This window comes from Draconibacterium mangrovi (assembly GCF_010586825.1).
Classification (GTDB): Bacteria; Bacteroidota; Bacteroidia; order Bacteroidales; family Prolixibacteraceae; genus Draconibacterium; species Draconibacterium mangrovi.
The window spans coordinates 479767-501098 of sequence record NZ_JAAAGB010000003.1 but is presented as its reverse complement, the minus strand read 5'-3'; the positions used below and the strand labels follow the sequence as shown (position 1 = coordinate 501098).

General features: G+C 39.4%; 12 protein-coding genes. All 12 read left to right on the top strand.

Features of this window, described 5'->3' with window-relative positions; all coding sequences use genetic code 11:
* On the top strand, window positions 1–540 hold the full coding sequence (locus tag G4420_RS11465) for a hypothetical protein (RefSeq protein WP_163323775.1): 540 nt from the start codon (window positions 1–3) through the stop codon (window positions 538–540).
* A 450-nt stretch (window positions 541–990) separates the two neighbouring features.
* On the top strand, window positions 991–4119 hold the full coding sequence (locus G4420_RS11460) for a SusC/RagA family TonB-linked outer membrane protein (protein ID WP_163323774.1): 3129 nt from the start codon (window positions 991–993) through the stop codon (window positions 4117–4119).
* A gap of 11 nt (window positions 4120–4130) precedes the next feature.
* Window positions 4131–5918 carry a RagB/SusD family nutrient uptake outer membrane protein gene (locus G4420_RS11455; protein ID WP_163323773.1) on the top strand — a complete coding sequence of 596 codons (1788 nt, stop codon included), beginning with the start codon at window positions 4131–4133 and terminating at the stop codon, window positions 5916–5918.
* 117 nt (window positions 5919–6035) lie between these two features.
* Window positions 6036–8144, top strand: coding sequence for a beta-galactosidase (locus G4420_RS11450; protein ID WP_163323772.1), 2109 nt, complete (start codon window positions 6036–6038; stop codon window positions 8142–8144).
* 97 nt (window positions 8145–8241) lie between these two features.
* Window positions 8242–9312 carry a PKD domain-containing protein gene (locus G4420_RS11445; RefSeq protein ID WP_163323771.1) on the top strand — a complete coding sequence of 357 codons (1071 nt, stop codon included), beginning with the start codon at window positions 8242–8244 and terminating at the stop codon, window positions 9310–9312.
* A 152-nt stretch (window positions 9313–9464) separates the two neighbouring features.
* Window positions 9465–10943 carry a glycoside hydrolase family 30 protein gene (locus G4420_RS11440; protein ID WP_204273667.1) on the top strand — a complete coding sequence of 493 codons (1479 nt, stop codon included), beginning with the start codon at window positions 9465–9467 and terminating at the stop codon, window positions 10941–10943.
* A 39-nt stretch (window positions 10944–10982) separates the two neighbouring features.
* Complete coding sequence (locus G4420_RS11435) at window positions 10983–13751, top strand: LamG-like jellyroll fold domain-containing protein (RefSeq protein ID WP_163323769.1); 2769 nt, start codon at window positions 10983–10985, stop codon at window positions 13749–13751.
* Window positions 13752–13934: 183 nt separating this feature from the next.
* Complete coding sequence (locus tag G4420_RS11430) at window positions 13935–14948, top strand: glycoside hydrolase family 43 protein (RefSeq protein WP_163323768.1); 1014 nt, start codon at window positions 13935–13937, stop codon at window positions 14946–14948.
* A 66-nt stretch (window positions 14949–15014) separates the two neighbouring features.
* Window positions 15015–17447: a sugar-binding domain-containing protein gene (locus G4420_RS11425; protein ID WP_163323767.1), complete on the top strand. Its 2433-nt coding sequence runs from the start codon at window positions 15015–15017 to the stop codon at window positions 17445–17447.
* Between the two features lie 11 nt (window positions 17448–17458).
* Window positions 17459–18439, top strand: coding sequence for a glycoside hydrolase family 43 protein (locus G4420_RS11420; RefSeq protein ID WP_246241600.1), 981 nt, complete (start codon window positions 17459–17461; stop codon window positions 18437–18439).
* A 1155-nt stretch (window positions 18440–19594) separates the two neighbouring features.
* The gene (locus tag G4420_RS11415) at window positions 19595–20167 is read left to right on the top strand and encodes an RNA polymerase sigma-70 factor (protein ID WP_163323766.1); all 573 of its coding nucleotides are present in this window, start codon (window positions 19595–19597) and stop codon (window positions 20165–20167) included.
* Between the two features lie 61 nt (window positions 20168–20228).
* Entirely contained in the window at window positions 20229–21248 is a 1020-nt protein-coding gene (locus G4420_RS11410; protein ID WP_163323765.1) for a FecR family protein, read from the top strand.
* Window positions 21249–21332 lie beyond the last annotated feature (84 nt).

Below are 21332 nucleotides of genomic sequence, written 5' to 3'. Positions count from 1 at the left end.
ATGGACAGGAAAGATTTTCTAAAAAAGTCATGCAGTCTCGGAATTTGTTCATGTATCGTTCCGGGAATTTTACCTGTTGATACATTCGCCGGAAATGAAAATAGCGAATCATCCTGGAAAGAAGGATTTGTAAAACATCGGTTTTCCAAACTAATTGATCTCATGGATGAAAACCTGACTGAAGAAACCCGAAACAAGATCCTGGAAAATCTTGGAAGAGAGTGTTCGAACAGGAGTGGGATTGATAAGTTCAAAAACGATCTTCAAGGATTCTTTCAGCATTTAAAGACAACTTTGAACGAAACTGCTACTTACGATAAAGAAAGAGGAGTAATTCGAGTTGAAACCGCTGAAAGACCGTGTTTTTGTCCAATGTTTGATAGTCAAAATATTTCTGAATCTATTTGCCAGTGTTCTGTTGGCTGGCAATCGCAATCTTATGAGACAATATTAGGACAAGCTGTTGAAGCCAAATGTCTTGAGTCTGTAATTAGAGGTAGCTCGAAGTGTGTTTTTGAGATACGTTTATTCGCGGAGTAAACAATCAATCGCCATAAAAATCTATTTCAAGAAATGGTTCTGCCGTTAGACTTCATTTAGGAAAGGTTAATCCAAACATTCATCCATGTTAATTCATCTTCTGACGACCTGAAATTTAATATTCCACATTCTGTTCTTATAAACTACACCAAAAAATAAAGGTAATAATTGACTTTTATTTTGACTTTTGTGTCATGTTAAAGATTTGATTTTAAGGGCGATATGTGCAGTGGTGAATTTCAGACCTTATTTGACGGATTACAGATTCCCATGATGAAAGGTTGAAATTACATTCGTATCGTAGAAACTAAAATTTAATCAAAACTAAAATGCTTATGAGACATCTGCATGGCCTAATCAGGCAAAAATGGAGGCAGGAACAAATTCGTCAGACTGCTATTATCACGAGAACTAATAATTAAATCTAGTATTATAAAACTAAACAAGATTATGGAAAAAAATCAATGTGTTCATGGATTAAGTCCATGTGTGCGACAAACGTTTAAAGTTGTGAAGTTGACAATGTTATTGGTGTTATTATCCTGTTTTGGAGTATTTGCATCAGAGTATAGCAATGAGGGACTTCAGCAAAAAGTTATCTCAGGAACCGTTACTGATAACACAGAGGAACCTTTACCGGGTGTAACAGTTGTGGTAAAAGGCACTACAAACGGAACTGTTACTGATATAGATGGTAATTATTCGATTTCGGTAGACTCTGAAACTGATGTAATAATATTCTCATTTGTTGGGATGAAATCACAAGAGTTTGAGGTAGGGGCGCAAGCTACTATTAATGTAACCTTACTTGCAGATGCTATTGGATTGGAAGAAGTTGTTGCTGTTGGATATGGAACGCAAAAGAAAGCTACGCTAACAGGTTCTGTTATTAATGTTGATGGAGAAGATCTGAAAAACGTTGCTACAACCAATGTTAGTCAATCAATCGCTGGAAAGTTGCCCGGAGTAGTTGCCATTTCCAATGGAGGTGAGCCCGGTTACGATGGAGTGTCTATTCTGATTCGTGGTGTAAATACATTTGGTAATACTGCTCCCTTAATTGTGGTGGACGGAGTTCCGGGACGTTCTTTAGATCGAATAGATCCAAGTACAATTGAAACCATGTCGGTATTAAAAGATGCTTCTGCAGCTATTTATGGTGCTCAGGCAGCAAATGGTGTAATTTTAATTACCACAAAAAGGGGAAAAACAGGAAAACCTACTGTTGATTTTTCTTATAACTACGGTATGACTCGTCCAACTATGATGCCGGAAATGACTGATGCTGCGGAATACGCAACCTTGTTGAACGAGATCGATTTATATGCAGGAAGAGATCCAAGATATGCACAAGACGAGATCCAAAAATTCAGAGATGGATCTGATCCGTGGAGGTACCCTAACAGTGATTATATCGAAGAAACACTCAAGCCCTGGTCTGATCAAACCTATGGTAATGTATCAGTTAAAGGGGGAACAGAGAAAGTAAATTACTATGTAAGTCTTTCCAATAAAACACAAGATGCTTTTTACCGGAACAGTGCAACATCGTATAAGCAGTATGATCTTAGATCGAACTTTGATGTAAAAATTAACAAGTATATCAATTTTGTGATGAATACTTCCGGCAGGTTGGAGGATAGAAACTATCCACAACGTGGAGCGCCTGAAATTTTCAATAAGTTGATGCGATCTAAACCAATAATTCCTGCATATTGGCCCAATGGTCTTCCCGGACCAGGTATGGAAGGTGGAGACAATCCTGTAGTTTTAGTAACAAACGAGACAGGCTACTCTAAAGATAAATGGTACGTATTAAATTCTGACTTCCAGCTGAATATGGAGGTGCCGTGGGTTAAAGGATTATCTGTCGACTTAAGTGCATCGCTTGATAAGTCAATCAATTTTCAAAAGAACTGGGCTACTCCGTGGACGGTGTATTCGTGGGATAATGTAAGTGTTGACGAAAATGGTGAACCTTTATTAATCGGATCGAGTCAGGGAATTGATGATCCAAGACTTTCACAATCTGCAAAAGACTACCAGAATATTCTTACCCGAGCTCTGGCTAATTATCAAACCACCATTGCCAATGCTCATACCATAAAGTTAATGGCAGGTGCAGAAAAAATAGTTGGTAAAGGCGATGACTTTTGGGCATACAGAAGATATTATATCTCTACTGCAGTTGACCAACTTTTTGCAGGTGGACTGGAAGACATAAACAATACTGGTTCTGCTTACAAAGAAACACGTTTAAATTATTTTGGAAGAGCTAATTATTCGTTTAAAGACAAGTATTTGGCAGAGTTTGTTTGGAGATATCAGGCATCTTATATCTTCGAAGAATCAAGTCGTTACGGATTCTTCCCGGGTGTTTCATTAGGTTATGTTATTTCGGAAGAAAATTTCTGGAAAGAAAATATTCCTTTTATCAGTTTTGCGAAATTCAGAGGTTCATGGGGACAGACAGGTAACGACAGGATTAATCCTTATCAGTACTTATCTTCCTATTCTTTTGGTGGTTTATCATTTGTTACAGATGGAGGATCGCAGTCGAATAAAGTGCTTTATGAAGGTGTAGTTCCTAACACAAATGTGACTTGGGAATCTGCTACACAAATCGATTATGGTGTGGATCTGCACTTCTTTGATGGAAAGCTAGCGCTTACCGCAGATTATTTTGACAACAAAAGAAAAAACATTCTGGCGCGTAGAAATGCCTCTGTGCCAGCTTCTACAGGATTAAGTTTACCTGATGAAAACATTGGAGAATTCCAGAATAAAGGATTCGATTTTAATGTACAATACTCCAACAATTCATCTGCATTTACATATAGTGTTGGGGTAAACGGTGTTTATGCCAAAAATAAAGTTCTTTTCTGGGATGAGCCACCCGGTGCGCCTGAATATCAACAATCTACAGGAAGACCTCTAGGTGCTTCACTTTATTATAATGCTATTGGTATTTTCCAGGATGAGGCTGAAATTGCAGCGTATCCACATTTGGCTGGTGCCCGGCCTGGAGATATCATTTTCGAAGATTATAACGAAGATGGAGTGCTTGATGGACAGGACAGGGTTATGTACGACAAAAGCCGGACTCCCGTATTTACCGGTGGTTTAAATATAAACATGGGATATCATGGTTTTGACTTAAACGTTTTGTTCCAGGGTGCAATGGGCGGCGTTTTTTATCAAGGTACTGAATCAGGCGATTTTGGAAATTACCTGCAAAGTTTCTACGATAACAGATGGACCGAATTGAATCCAAGCACTGAAAATCCACGCACATATAACCGAACAGGTGAATATTGGGTTAACCAGGCAAATACCTATTGGTTGCACAAAACGGATTATGTTCGTTTGAAAAATATTGAGTTAGGTTATTCTTTGCCTCAATCGATAACGGACAAACTAAAAGTTGAAAAGTTCAGAGTATATGTAAGTAGCTTCAATTTGTTGACTTATAGCCCTGATATGAAGGATTATGATCCTGAGAGTGTTCAGACTGGGTATGCTGGATATAGTTATCCATTAAACAAAGCAGTCAATTTTGGATTGAGTGTAACCTTTTAAAATTAAGTATCATGAATCGAATAAAAAATTTATATATACTACTATTTATCCTGTTGCTTACGGGGTGTAACGATGATTTTTTGGAAGTAGCTCCACTAGACCGATTTTCGGATGCGGCAGTTTGGGAGGATCCGGCGTTAATCACATCTTTTGTCGACAATATTTACATGGGACAGCATCATGCTTTTCAAACAGAAATGCTTTCTTCATTAGCCGATGAATCAATGGATGTATGGTGGTGGGAAACCCAGCCAATACTTAAAAGTGAGATTAATCCAAGTTATCTTGGGGTTTTAAGTCCTTGGCATTGGACTGGTGATTTCTACAATCTGAGTTGGCAAGCCCTTTATAAAAACATTCGGGCTTGTAACTTATTCTTCGAGAATATTGAAGCATCAGGGTTGGAAGGAGATGACATTGATAAATTAAAAGGTGAAGTGTATTTCCTTCGTGGCTATTTTTACACCTGGTTAATGAGCTTTTACGGCGGTGTTATAATAATTGATAAGGCTTATGCGCCTACTGATGAATTCCTGGTTCCAAGAAATACATTCGAAGAAACTGTAGATTATATCGTCGAAAATTGCAATGCTGCAGCCGAATTGTTACCCGTTTCAGGAGACAAAGCCAGAGCGACAAAAGGGGCCGCCTTAACATTAAAATCAAAAGTACTTCTTTATGCTGCAAGTGATTTGTTTAATTCCAACGCATCATGGACCAATGGATACTCAAATCCTGAATTGGTGAGTTATGTTGGTGGTGATCGTTCTTCAAAATGGCAGGCAGCAAAAGATGCGGCTAAAGCAGTAATCGATCTTGGTGCATACAGTTTATACGGAGGAACAAGTCCCGGTTCTGCTGAGGAAGCAACTCAAAACTATATTAATATCTTCCTGAACTATGGAAACGAAGAAGACATCTTCCTAAGTTTCTTCGATCATGCAAATAACAGTGGTGCGTGGGACAATCCAAACGTAGGTCTTTTCAACGGACCAAACGGCTGGGAAAATTGGGGTGGAAATACTCCAATCGGACAGCTTGTAGATGATTATGAAATGGCAGATGGAACTAAGTTTGACTGGAACAATTCTGAAGAAGCTGCAGCACCTTATGAAAATCGCGATCCAAGATTTTACGCCAATGTTTTATACGATGGAGCATATTGGAAACCACGACCTGCTTCTACCGGTTCAAATGATCCGGAAGGAAAAGTTCAAACAGGATCATACATACAGGCCGACGGTTCTTCTATTCCGGGACTGGACACTCGCCAGGGACCAGTACAAGACTGGAATGGAACATTCACAGGGTATTACAACCGAAAATTTATCGATCCTGCAATTGACCATACACCAACTAATATGCAAAAATATCCATGGCGTCAGATGAGGTATGCCGAAGTAATATTAAACTATGTGGAGGCATGCATTGAATTAGGTGATGAAACTGAAGCAAAGGAATATTTAAACATGATACGTTCGAGAGCGGGTATGCCTGATGTTCCGGCAAGCGAAACCGGTGATGAGTTGATGGAACGCTACAGAAATGAACGACGCATTGAATTGTGTTACGAGCAACATCGCTATTTCGACATTAGGAGATGGATGATTGCACCTGAAGTAATCACATCAGCTCAGGGAGTTAAGATCGAGTATCCTTATGGTAGTGAAACACCTACCTATACGCTACTTGATGATGTTCAGGAACGTGGATGGAACGATAATAAATCGTATTTCCTTCCAATATTATTGGATGAGCTGAATAGAAATGATCAATTGATCCAGAATCCAGGGTACTAATAGATAGGGATGGCAAGCCTCCCCGGATCTCTTTTAAAAGAGAGTTTTGAGGGAGCTTGCTTCTTATACTTTCATTGCAATAATGAATTATCATTGAAAATACTTAATGAGCTGAAAATGAATAAACTTAAGACAGTTGGTATATTGATGAATTTGATACTTTTTGCAGGTGTTTTAAAAGCACAACCTGAAAAATTCGATAATATATTATACGGTGTTGCATATTACCAGGAGTATATGCCTTCAGATCGACTGGATGAAGATGTTGAAATGATGAAAGAAGCTGGCATCTCTGTTGTTCGTTTGGGCGAATCGACCTGGAGTCTGTTTGAACCTCGCGACGGCGAATTTGAATTTGCCTGGATGGATCGGATAGTAGATAAAATGTACGATGCAGGAATAAAAGTGATATTCGGTACGCCTACTTATTCAATTCCTGCCTGGTTATGGCACAAACATCCTGAAGTGCTGTTGGATTTTGAAAGAGGAGGAGAGGCCTACTACGGAATCCGGCAAAACATGAACATTACTAATCCTACCTATCTGTTTTACAGCGAGCGGATTATTCGCAAGTTGATGGAGCATTATGCACAACATCCCGGAATTATAGGTTTTCAGGTTGATAACGAGACAACAGACCGCGGTGTTAATAACTATGATTTTCAGGTTGGTTTTGTAAACTATCTGAAAAAGAAATTTAAAACCCCTGAAAATTTGAATAAAGTATGGGGTTTGAATTATTGGGGAATGACGATTGATGGTTGGGAAGAATTAGCTCCAAGAGACGGGATAACCAACACCGGTTACAAATTAGAATGGGATCGATACAGGCGAAAAGCAGTTGCTGACTTTTTAACATGGCAATCGTCAATTGTGCGGGAATACAAACGCGATGACCAGTTTGTTACACAATGTTTTATGACTTTTGTGGAGGATGTTGACCAGGTCGCAAGTGCTGAATTGATGGATGTGATGGGAGTGAATATTTATCACGACCAGCAGGATAACCTAACCGGTCAGGAGATTGCTTTCGGTGGCGACTACTTTCGTTCTGTTAAAAACAGGAACTACCTGATTACTGAAACCAATGCCCAGACTATGGGGTGGAATTCGCGGATTCAACAACCTCCGTATCCCGGGCAATTACGACAAAATGTTTACGCTCATTTAGGATCAGGAGCCAATATGGTTGAGTACTGGCATTGGCACTCCATACATTACGGACAGGAGATTTACTGGAAAGGAATATTGTCGCATGACTTGCAACCCAATCGTGCTTATGGTGAAATGTCGAAAACTGCACACGAGTTGCAGAGGATCGGGAAAAAACTGGTTAATCTGAAAAAGGAGAATAAAGTAGCCATTTTGTTTAGTCACGATTCAAATTCAGCATTGAATTTTATGCCTTTTAATCAAGGTGGAAGTCCATGGGGCCCGGATCACAATAACTTCTACAGAAGTACATTGGTTAACCAATTCCATAAAGTTCTGTATGAAAATAATATTGGAGTAGATTTTATTTTACCTAAAAATCCTGAATTTGAGAAATATGACTTAGTAATTATTCCGGCTTTATATGTCGCAAGTGACGAACTGTTGGAACAGATTAACGACTACGTAAAAAATGGTGGTCATGTTATCATGCAATTCAAGAGTGGTTTCAGCGACGAGAACTCGATGGTGCGACCAATGCTTGCACCCGGCCCACTGCGCGAAGCCTGTGGATTTTACTACCAGGAATTTACCAACTTTAATAATCTGGCATTAAAAGACGATCCTTTTAATGTTGGAGAAGAAAACAATAAGGTGAATACCTGGGCTGAATATTTGATCTGTGAGAGTGCCACTCCTCTGGCTTTTTACGATCATGAATATTTTGGAAAGTATCCGGCAATAACCATTAATAATTACGGAAAAGGAAGCGTGCTTTATGAAGGTTGTATGGTTTCTGATGCGATTCAGAAGAAACTTATCCTAAAAGAAATTGAAGAGTTGAATATTAAAACGCCGGACCAGGAGCTCCAATGGCCATTAATAACAAAATCCGGTTCAAACGATGAAGGTAATACAATTCGCTATTATTACAATTATTCATCTGATCCTAAAGAATTTAACTATGCTTATTCTGGAGGTACTGAGCTAATAACCGGTGCAAAGGTTAGTGAGAAACAAAAGCTACAATTGGAACCTTGGGGAGTATTGATTATCGAAGAACCTAATAATTGATTTGGAAAGTAAGTGGATGCTCTTCGGGGCACCACTATTGCCAACTCATCAAATAAAAGATTTAAAATATTGATTACTAATTTTTAAAAGAATTAAAATGAAACAATTTAATAAATACAATTATAAGGTATTAGCGCTGACATTTATTGTGTCATTATTTGTTTTCGCTTGTACAGAGGATGACCTGATTGATCCTACAGGAGATTTTACCTATGAAGTTAGTGCTGAGAATCCTTTGTTGGTTGCATTTGAGGCAACAGCAACAGATGGCATTACCCTGGCTTGGGATTTTGGAGATGGCGGTGCGTCAATCGCAATGCGTCCCGAGCATACCTATTCAGCAGGTGGAACTTATACCGTAACAATGACCATATTTGGGGAAGAAGGATCTTCTCCGGCAGAGGTGAGTAAATCTGTTACAGTAGTCGAAAATCCAACCGCATCATTTAGTTATGAAGTAAATGAGAAGGAAGTTTCGTTTACCAGTACAACTACTGCTACTGTTTCCTTGTCATGGGATTTTGGAGATGGTGGAACCTCAACCGAAGCGAATCCTACGTATACGTATGCTGATTATGGTGATTATACAGTAACCTTGACAGCAAATGGCGCAGCGGGTTCAACACCTGCTGTTGTAGAAAAAACCGTTTCTGTAACAGAAGAAGTGAAAGTTTTCGAACCTGTAACAGTTGAAAATGCAGATTTTGCATTACCGGGAAGTGGAAAACAACAAAATTGGTCTGCAGTACCGGGATGGGCAAGTGATTCAGGAGCAAGCGATTCAGGTGTTGAAGCCGGCGGCTGGTGGGATACTGTGTCTGATAATTATAGAGGCTATATGAAGAGTAGCGATCCTTCGGTATATAACCTTACGGATCATACAATTGCTGAAGGTGAAGAAATCTTGTTGAATGTTGATGCATTTGATATTTGGAACGGTCCGAAATTTACAGCTACACTGTATTATAACTCCGGCGATGGTGTTAGGAATGTAATCGCTACTCAAACCTTTAATCTCGTTGCTTCTCAATGGAATGCCATTGAATTGTCGGCAACAGCAACTGCTGAGTCAGTTGGTGCAAAATTAGGAATCGAAATTTCAACCCAGTCTGGTGATGGTGGAGATGGTTGGACAGGATTTGACGATGTACAATTATTTGTGAAATAGGCTTACAGATTTAATCAGAAAATGTGCAGGCTAATTAGCCTGCATATTTTCACTTTTATTGTCTGCCAAATATTTCAGCAAAAAAATCTCAACTGAAATTAAACCAACAAGAAACCGAGATTCACAAAATGAAACAAATTTTATCTAACAGATTGAGACAAGTAATACTCATACTGACTTTTGTTATTGTTAATGGGGTAACAGTCATTGCTCAATCTGTAACCTGGATAAGTAGCACAGAAAACAACACCTGGAATCAGTCGGCCGTCAAACTTGAAAAGAAAGTATCAACTTCACCTGATTTGGTAGTAAAAGGTAATACAGAGATTATAACTTTTAAAGCCTGGGGAACTTGTTTTAATGAACGAGGATGGGATGCTTTGAATATGCTTCCCGACAAAGAGCAGGAAGTTATTTTAAATGATCTGTTTTCTCCTGAAGGAGATTTACGTTTTACTATGGGGCGATTTTCTATGAACGCCAACGACTATGCCCGCGACTGGTACAGTTGTGATGAGGTAAGCGGCGATTTCGAGCTTAAATATTTTAATGTCGACCGGGACAAAACAACATTAATTCCATTCATAAAGGCAGCGCAGCAGTATAATCCGGAGCTAACATTCTGGATTTCGCCCTGGTCGCCACCTTCATGGATGAAAATTAACCAGTATTACTCGGTTGTGAGTAATGCCGATTTTAATGAGCTGAATCCCAAACAGGATTACCTGCTTTTCGAAGATAGTGAAAAGTCATACGACGGTTTATTTCCCGGCAAACTGGCTGTAAACGATTATTTCATCCAGGATCCGCGATATCTCCAAACGTATGCAAACTATTTCTGCAAGTTTATTGATGCCTATGCAGAAGAAGGAATTCCGGTAACACAAGTGATGTTTCAAAATGAAGCCTGGAGTTATACTCCGTATCCGGGGTGTGCCTGGACGCCTGAGGGAATTATCCGTTTTAATGCAGAATATCTTGCACCAATACTGAAAGAACAACACCCGGATGTTGATCTGTATTTGGGAACAATTAATACCAATCATTTTGAGATTATTGATGAGGTTCTTTCCGATTCAAGAATGCAGCAATCGATTAAAGGTCTTGGTTTTCAGTGGGAGGGCGGACAGATTCTGCCTCGTCTTCGAGAGAAATATCCAAATTATAAATATGTACAAACTGAAAGCGAATGTGGTTGGGGCTCGTTCGATTGGGGAGCAGCAGAACATACTTTCAACCTAATCAACCACTACCTGGGAAATGGTTGCGAAGAATATACTTTTTGGAATGCCATTCTGGCTGATGATGGAGTAAGTGGATGGGGATGGAAGCAAAATGCCTTGATCCGTGTGGATTCAAAAGAAAAGACAGCAACCTTTACTCCTGAATATTTTGCGGTAAAACATTATACACAATTCCTGACTCCCGGAAGTAAGGTTCTGGCTTTCAAAAATGGAAAAGAGGATAAACTACCTGTTTTGGTTGCCAAGAATACGGAAGGGAACTATGTTGTTTTTGCAGGAAATTTAAGTGACGAATCGAAGGAGGTTTGTGTGGAGCTTGAAGAACGTTTCTTAAATGTAATTCTCGGTCCACATTCCTTAAACACATTTCAAACGAAGTCGAATTAACGAGGAACTAAAGACAAAAAAACAAAAGAATAAAGTTTTATGAAAACGACTAAACTTTTATATACAATACTGCTGATTATTGGATTTGGAAATCTCCAAATTCATGCACAAACTGCCGGGGCTGCCGACAATTTGCTTGCACAACCGGTTTCCGATCGAAATGTAGTATTTGATGTTACTGCTCCGGGAATATCAAAAACCATTGAATTTGGACCCGATCTGGCCTGGTCTAACGAGCAAAACTTTCGTCGCGCCATTCTTTTTATGGGGCACGACCAAATTGATATTGTACGTGCATCTTTTCAGCCTACCTATCCATTGGTTAACGATACTGCGCTTACAGAAGAACAGCTTAAAGATCTTGAATGGCGTCTTTATTTAATTAATACATATGTTGGGTCCAACACAAATCTGGCGCTAAACAGCGATCATCCGTGGGTAGATGATTGGTATGTGGAGCAACCAGGTCGTTGGGAGCAGTTGATTCAAACAACGGCTCAGGCCTTTATGGATGCCGGACATAACATTGTTACAGTCGGTGCCTTTAACGAGCCCGATTATGGTTGGGGACAAGGTTCTGAACAGGATATGTACAACATTACCGATTCGATGAATAATAATCCGTTTTTTGATAATATACGATTATCCGGAGGAAACACATTGAATTGTGATGAGGCACTTGGATGGTATAATTATTTGGTTCCTGCAGGTGTAGATGAAGGCAACACGCATCAACTGGCAGGAAGTTTTGATGGATTTGCCAACTTTTTTCAGACCGTTAGAGCAAATGGACACCATGCAACTGCCGATGAGATGCACAACGTTGTGGAAGGATTGGTTGGCTATGAATACGGTATGCAAACCGGCATTTGGTGGGGTGCTGCTGAACTGGCCAGGGGAGAAATGGTGAAAGCCTTTGACGGGGACAGGATTGGTTATGCCGAGCATCGGAATAACTGGACGGCCGCTGCAGTGTATCGTACTCCTGAAGGCAAAATACAGGCCTTTGGTGGTACTTCTGAACGTCAGGCAAAAACGACAACTTTTAGTTATATTTCTAAAGACAGGGCTGTGTACTTTGATGGTATTGGACCTCAACGTGTATTTGCCCTTGAAATGCCTGGAGGTACGGGGTACGGATCAGGACAAACAAATGCCGAGCGTGTAATTAATATCACTTGGGGAGATGACGTTCAACCCGAAATTAACGGAACGTATAAGTTGGTTAATCGACAAAGCGGACAGGTTTTGGAAGTTGCCGGTGATTACAACGAAGCCGGTATTTACGAGGCAGATGACTCAGGGGCGAATACACAGCAATGGGAGGTTTCTCCGGTTGATTCACGCGTAGGAGGTGATTTTAGTTATTATCGAATTAAGCCCGTTTCCAGTAGTAGCAGACGGCTGGATTTATATGGCTATTCATTAGAACCTGGTGGTAAAATCAGTATTTGGGATAATGGACCGTATGGTAACCAACAATGGTACCTCGACTATGCAGAAGACGGATGGTTTTACATTAGAAGCAGAGAGAGCTCGTATTGTGCTGAAATTGATGGATCAGGAAATCTGGTGCAGGGAGAAAAAACAGATGCGGCAAATCAACAGTGGCGTTTTTTAGCTGTTGATGCTCCTGTTGAATTTGATGCACCCAGTGAACCCCAAAGTCTGACTGCTAACGCAAATGCTGTCTCTATAAAACTGGAGTGGACTGCCAGTCAGGAACCGGATGTGGCAGGTTATGATATTCTCCGCGCTAAATCTGCAGGTGGAGAATTCAATACCATTGCCCGGAATGTTGTAGCTACGTCGTTTGTTGATAATACAACAGAGGGCGGAATTCAATACTTTTATAAAGTAAGGGCTATGGACAAAGCGCTTAACCGTTCGGAATATACGGCAGAAGTGTCGGCTACAGCTACCGCAGAAAATGACATGGTTGAACATTTTACTTTTGACAACCAGGATATTACCGATAATACAATTAACTTAAATCATGGTGTGGCTAACGGAGGCACCTTTGTTGAAGGCAAAGTTGGTGCAGGAGCTTTATCTTTTAACGGATCAAGCGATTTTGTTCAACTTCCGGAAAATATAGCTAACCATGATGCTATTTCGATTGCATGCTGGGTGAACTGGGCTGGTTTTGCTGTAGGTCAGCACCTTTTTAGTTTTAGCTCAGGAGACGATGAATATATCTATTTGTCTCCATCAATTGGTGGGCAAACGGAATTCGGAGTTAAAAGTAATGGGATGGAATATACCCTGAACGCCGCCGCACTACCTGCAAATAAATGGGCACACCTTGTTGTAACATTGGGTGAAAATGGCGCATATATTTATCTGGATGGACAATTGCTTGCTGAATCTGTAACAATGGTTATTAAACCATCAGATCTCGACCTTGTAATGAATTATATTGGTATCAATATCTCAACAAAGAAAATATTTGAAGGTGTAATAGATGATTACCGAATATACAATTATCAATTGTCGGGAACAGAAGTTGCTGAACTTTACGATGATTTGTCAACTGCAGTATATGATACCCACATGGAGGAAGGTGATATAAAAGTTTGGCCGGTACCGGCAAACGATATTTTACACATCAATTATTTAGAATATTCCAAGCAAGACTATTCTTCTTTACAGTTGTACAATATGAATGGTGCGGTAATAATGGATGTAGATATGAAATCAAAAAGTTTGAAAGAACTTGATGTATCAAGCATCCCAACCGGCATTTATATGTTGAGAATGGTTACAAGTGAAGGATCACTTGCAAAAAAGATAGTAATAAAACATTAGTAGTTAGTTTGGTTAGACAGGTAAATGAAGATGGGTTCGTTATTTTAACGAACTCATCTTCTGTAAGTTTTTGCGCTAACTGTCGAATTTGTTCTTACAATTTGACGATTCTGCAACAGGTCCAAGCAGTTCTGTAGATTAAATTTGTAACAATAAAAATCCGTAAATAAATACTAAAGACAAATGAATAAACCGAAGCCAAAATTACTAGCTGTAATACTTAACTGTTTCTTGTTTTTTACCGGGCTGTTTTCCATCGTTGGGTGTCAAAACAAAACTCCGCAAACCGATTCCTATTTATTTGCTTATTTCACAGGCAACGGGCCGGGCGAAGAGGCTATTCGTTATGCGGTAAGTACCGATGGATATAACTATCGTGCGCTGAATAATAATCAACCGGTGTTGGATTCCAAAAATATCAGTACATCAGGTGGTGTGCGAGACCCACATATTTTGCGTGGTGCCGACGGCAAAACCTTTTACATGGTAGCCACTGATTTGTTTGTGCCCGAACAAGGGTGGAATAATTTTGCCATGATACTGATGAAATCTACAGATCTGATTAACTGGAAAACAACGGTAATCAATATTCCTGAGACTTATCCGGATGAGTTTGGTGATGTGGACCGGGTTTGGGCTCCGCAAACCATTTACGATAAAGCGACAGGAAAATACATGGTTTACTGGTCGATGAAAGACAGTGGTGCACATCCTGATATAATTTATTATGCTTATGCCAATAAGGATTTTACGGGACTGGAGGATGCTCCTAAACAGTTGTTATACAATCCAGACTATAATGCCTGTATCGATGGAGATATCGTAGAAAAAGATGGCAGGTTTTATTTATTTCATAAAGCAGAAAGTGGCGCTCCCGGAATAAAACTGGCCATTTCAGAAAAACTAAACGGAGGATATACTTATCCCAATTTTGATCGTGTAGATAAAGAAACTGAACGAGTAGAAGGATCTGGCGTTTTCAAGCTGAATAATTCTGACGAATATATACTGATGTACGACGTTTACACTAGCGGCCGCTATCAGTTTACAAAAAGCACCGACTTGCAGCATTTTGAGGTGATCGATGAAGCGGTGTCGATGAATTTTCATCCGCGCCACGGTACAGTGATGCCGATTACCCAAAAAGAGTTTCAACGATTAGTTGATAAATGGGGTATGTCGGAAGATTTGGAATAAGTTCTGTAAATTGTAACATGATTCAGATATAAAAACGTGAGATTTTTTAGTGATAAAATAGAAAAAATGAAACGAATTATAGTATTCACACTACTGTTTGGATGGGCTTTTGCAGGCTCGCTGTTTGCTCAGACAGGATTTGGGAAATCAGAGCGAACAAATAATGATTGGAGATTTAGTTTAAATGACGTTGAAAACGGGCAAAATATTCAGTTAGATGACAGTCGTTGGGAAACCGTTGATCTACCTCACGACTGGAGTGTAAAAGGTCAGTTAAGTCCGACGTTGGCCAGTGCAACTGGTTATCTGCCGGGAGGTATTGCTTGGTATCGTAAGCACCTGGAAATTCCGGCAGATAAAAAGGATGAAAAAGTGTATCTGTACTTTGAAGGGGTGTATAATCGCAGCGAAGTTTTTGTTAATGGAGTTTCGCTTGGGAAACGTCCAAACGGATACATTTCGTTTATGTACGATGCCACACCCTACATCAAATTTAATGAGGTAAACGTGATTGCCGTTCGTGTTGATCACAGCCAGTCGGCTGATTCGCGCTGGTACACCGGATCGGGTATTTATCGCGATGTTTGGGTGGTTTATGCCAATCCTGTTCACATTGAAAAGTGGGGCGTTTATGCTTATCCCGAACAACTTAAAAATGGTTACCAGCTTCAGGTTGAAGTGAACATTGAAAATGGTTCTCCAGGATCATCAGAACTTACCGTTAAAAACGAATTGTATGACGCAAATAATGAACAGGTTGCGAAATCAACAAATAAGTTAACTGTAGATTCGAAACAGTCGGGAAAGATCGAAACGGCCATGAAAGTGACAAAACCGGAGCTTTGGTCGCTTGACAGTCCTAATTTATATACGCTGAGAACTTCGGTATATAGTGGAGATAATTTAATTGATGAAACTACAACCACCACCGGTTTCCGTCATTTTACATTCGATCCAAATAACGGATTCGCGCTAAATGGCGAGTCGATGAAAGTAAAAGGCGTTTGTTTGCATCACGATGCAGGCGTGCTGGGATCGGCAGTTCCCCGCGAAGTTTGGAAGAGACGACTCCTGACTTTGAAAGAAATTGGCGTGAATGCCATTCGTACCAGTCATAATCCGCAAGCTTCAGATTTGTACGATTTGTGCGATGAGTTGGGATTGCTGGTATTAAATGAAGCCTTTGATGAATGGGAATTCCCCAAACGCAAATGGCTACAAGGCTGGAATGTTGGTACGCCCGGCTTCGAAGGATCGTATGATTTCTTTGAAGAATGGGGCGAGAAAGATTTGGGTGACATGGTTAAACGCGATCGCAACCATCCATCCATATTTGCCTGGAGCATTGGTAACGAAGTGGATTATCCGAATGATCCGTATTCGCACCCGGTGCTGGACGGCGGGGCAGAAACAGGTTTCACACAGCCGATCTTTGGCGGGTATAAAAAAGATGCGCCTGATGCAGAACGTTTGGGAGCTATTGCCGAACGATTGGTTAAAGTGGTGAAACAGTACGATCAGTCGCGTCCAAAAACGGCTGGTTTGGCCGGTGTGGCAATGTCGAATCAAACCGGCTATCCATTTGCATTGGATATTACAGGTTACAACTATACCGAAAGTTTGTACGATCATGATCATGAAAAATATCCGAATCGGGTACTTTTTGGAAGTGAAAACCGTCATGATATGGCAGCCTGGAAAGCCGTAACATCACGCGACTTTGTTTTCGGTCAGTTTCTGTGGACAGGGATTGATTACCTGGGAGAGTCTGGTCGCTGGCCATCTCGCGGCTTTTATTCCGGTCTGCTCAATTTTGGTGGATCTATAAAACCGCGTGGTTACTTCCGTCAGTCGTTGTGGTCGGACAAACCAATGGCTTATCTGGGAACTTATCCTGTATCAGAAAGAAACAGGGACTGGGGACCTTCGATGGATGCCTGGCCAATCTGGAATTACGAGGATGGGCAGTCTATTCGTGTAGTGTGCTATACCAATGTTACCCAAGCGGAATTACACCTTAACGGCAAAGTCGTAGGAGAGAAGAAACCTTATGACGAAGAAACAGGAATCATCTTCTGGGATATTCCATACCAGGATGGTAAACTGGAAGTGATCGGAATAGATGAAAACGGCAACACGGTTAGTAAAAATGCCATCCAATCCTCAGGTCGTCCGAATGAAATAAAAGTTATTTCAGATGAAACAGCGATAGAAAAGGGAAAAGTTGCTCAAATCGTAATTCAGGTGGTTGACGAAGATGGAATTCCTGTGATATTGTCTGATGATGAAGTGACGTGCGAGATTCTTGGGGATGCAAAATTACTTGGTCTGGAGGCGAGCAACAATTCAGATATGTCGGATTATACCGACAACAAACAACGTGTATTTCACGGACGAATGATCGCTTATATCCGTGCAGGAGAACAAGAGGGAAAAGTTAATTTGAAATTCTCAGCGAAATGGTTAAAACCGGCTGAAACAAGTTTTGAAATCAAATAGGAAATATAACAATGAAAAAAGTAGTTCAGATTTGTATGTTGATTGGAACTATACTTTGGTTTGCTAATGTGCAGGCTCAAGATGAGCAGATTTTTGAATTCCAGGCTACAGGAAATCCAGTAATCACACATAAATACACCGCCGATCCGGCAGCATTTATATATGATGATGTTTTTTATGTATATGCAGGACAGGATACCGGGGATGGTAAATGGTATAATATGCCCAACTGGTTGGTTTTTTCAACGGAAGACTTTAAGAATTGGAAAGAATATCCGGTTCCTCTGAAAACAAGCGATTTTAAATGGGCGAAAGATCACAGCTCGTGGGCCGCGCAGGTAATTGAGCGGAACGGCAAATTTTACTGGTATGTTTCAACCGAACATCAAACCGGAGGAAAGGCTATTGGAGTTGCAGTGGCGGATAGTCCAACCGGACCATTTGTTGATGCTCGCGGATCAGCGCTGGTAACAAATGACATGACCACCGATTGCACAGATATTTCTTGGGATGATATTGACCCAACCGTATGGATTGACGACGACGGACAAGCGTACCTGATGTGGGGAAATACCTGCTGCTATTATGCCAAATTAAAAGAGAATATGATTGAACTGGAAGGTGAAATCAAAACGATTGACCTGCCACATTTTACAGAAGCACCGTGGATTCATAAAAAAGGAGATTGGTACTACCTTTCTTATGCTGCGTGGTTTCCGGAGAAAACCTGTTATGCCATGAGTAAAAGCATTGAAGGACCATGGGAGTACAAAGGCATTCTCAATGAGGTGGCCGGCAACAGCAATACAAACCATCAGTCCATTGTGGAATTCAAAGGCAACTGGTATTTTGTATATCACAACGGTTCTATTCCGACAGCAGGTGGTAGTTATCTTCGTTCTGTGTGTATCGATCGCCTGTATTACAATTCTGATGGAACTATAAAAAGAATACAAATGACTTCTGAAGGAGTGAGTTCTGCAGTAAAGTAACTAGACAATTAAATTAAAAACGATAAGGAAACCTTAGTGTTCGCAGGCAAAAAATCTAATTATTTTAGGTGTATAACTATCGTTAAGATTGGAGAAATATTTATATTATATTGATATTGAATTGAAAATAAAAAAGCAACAGTCTGAATATTAGATTGTTGCTTTTTTTATGTGTGCCCAGTAAAGGACGATTTTGTATTTTCTTGTGCGCTTAAAATCAGCTTTTTACAGAGGTCGAAAATTTTTGTTCTCGGTAAAGTCTCTCTAATGCTTCAATAATTTTATTTACTGTATCAAATATACAAAAACTGACTAAGAATTAATTTATTAATACTCTACAGTTCGAGCCGATTTCAATTATTGTTTTTATGCATGTGATTTTAAAAGGTTAATTTTATTATCACCGTTTAGTTTACAATGGGTGAATTATCCTTAGAATTATGAAAATTGGCTAGATTTAAAAGAAAACCAGAATGATCTATATTTGGTTCAATTAATTAAGAGGATAATTTTGTTCGAATCTCCCATTTATAGGCAGCGAGATTATATATTTATATTAAAATATGACGTCATGAAAAACAGAAGTGGCATACATAAAGTACCATTAAGAGGTTAGTTCGCAATCGTGGCAAGTTTATTATTGGCCCATAATTACAGTTATAGATTCAGATTATTTTTAATGATAATTTTTGATTGTTAAATTGGATTCTTATAAAGCAATAAGCTTTGTTTATTGGTTTAAGTTGCTTCAGGCAGTTTTAAATAGGGATTTGTTTACTAATCGTGAACGCTATTACTGCTTAATTCGGTTTACACAATGTACCTCTGTCAACGATTGTGTAAACGAAACATATAATTTTTACCTTTTTGAGATAAATTAATTTGCTTCATTCTGTGTTAATTCGGTAATACTTTACAACTTCAGTCACGGTTCTTTACGGTTGATAGACATTTCGTCAGATAGGTTATAAAGTCATATTTAAGGATGTGAGCGTTCCAGGACGTTTAGTTCTGCTTTTCCTGTAAAAGGAAATTGGATTGATAGCAAGACGAGATAGTAAAAATTCATCTTTTCTGTGATCAATATTTTCAATACTTTTTCAAAATCCGACTAAAGATATTACATTGGTCTCAGTTTTCTAATTGAACCTGACGATGAGACTATCGGATAATTCTGTTTTTGAAAAAATTCGTAATGGGGATGATGTAGCCTTTAGTCAGTTATTTGACGAGACTTACACATCGCTTTGTTTTTTTGTAAACAAGTATCTTTCCGATATGGATAAATCAAGGTCACTTGTCCAAGAGTTTTTTGTCGACCTATGGATCAATCATTCCAACTTAAATATACCGCACACACCAAAGTCTTATCTTTTCAACTCTGTAAAGAACAAAACAATTGATTATTTAAGAAAAGAAAATAGGAATGGGAAACCGGGTAAATTGAAAGAAATTTATGAAACAACTCCTTTTCGTGATTTGGTTGAAGAGGCCGAATTAAATGATAGGATTAATAAATCAATTCAGGAATTGCCCGAAAAATGCCGTAATATCTTCATCCTTTGTCGGTTTGAAGGTTTAAAGTATGGCGAGATTGCAGCAAAACTGGATATATCCATAAAAACGGTCGAAATGCAAATGGGAATTGCATTAAAAAAACTTCGAAGTAAATTGTCGGAATATCAAATGTTTAACCTCCTGGTCTTCGTGTTTTCAAAAAAAAAGTAATTTGTTTTACAGGGTAAAACCATTAAATTTCGTCTCATGAGTAATTAAACCAAAAGACGAAGTGAATAATAAGCTATATAATCAAGACAGCCTTTTTGCCAAATATCTTTCCGGGAACATGTCATCTGATGAACAAGATGAATTTATGTTATGGCTGAAATCATCTTCAGAAAACACAAGCTCTTTTCAGAAATACAAGAAGGTTTGGGAACAAAGCAGTAGCTACATTTCTTCTGAAGACATCATTAAGGATAAGCTAAATGTGCTTAGCAAAGTTCAGGCAAAAAGCACCTTGCAGATGGCCCGTTCGCATCGTCAACTGCTACTTTATAAAATTGCTGCAATACTTGCCATACCAATCACATTTGCATTGAGTTGGTATTTTACAGGAGGTAATCAAGCCAATAATCAGGCCGTTTCTGAAATGCTCTGCGAAGTTACGGCACCAAAGGGGCATGTTGCAAAATGTGTTTTGCCTGATGGTTCAGAAGTGTGGGTAAACACCGGGTCAACGGTAGCGTACAATGTCGAATCGTTTAATGATAAAAGTCGTGAGGTTGAATTATCGGGGGAAGCTTATTTTGAGGTCGCTAAGAATACAGAAAAACCGTTTACTGTAAAAACACCGGTTGCCAATATTCTGGTAACGGGAACTTCGTTCAATATAAAAGCGTACCCCGATAGCGATTTATTTGAAACAATACTGGCAGAGGGTAGCATCGATATGGAATTAAATAATACTACTCAGCAAAAGATTAGTTTGGTACCGGGAGAAAGGGCAGTTTATAAGGCGGGGGCAAAAAGTATTTCGATAGAACAGGTTGAACCGGAATATTTCACATCGTGGAGGACCGGAGATCTTTTGTTTAAGGACGCTACATTGAATGATTTAGTAGTTGAATTAGAAAGGGTATACGACATTAAGTTTCATATAGAAGATAAACAGTTGGGAGAGTTTCGTTTTAGGGGAATGTTTAGTTACAACAACAACCTGATTGAAGCACTTGAAAAAATTAAAAGAACAGCTCAGATTGATTATCGGATTGAAAACAAGGAAGTATGGCTTACTAAAAGCAAGTAAAATTGCTAACTAAATAAACGAATAAAAACTAAAAACCTAAATTATGATGGAAAAGATCCGCTTCGGTTAGCTTCTTTCAAACGG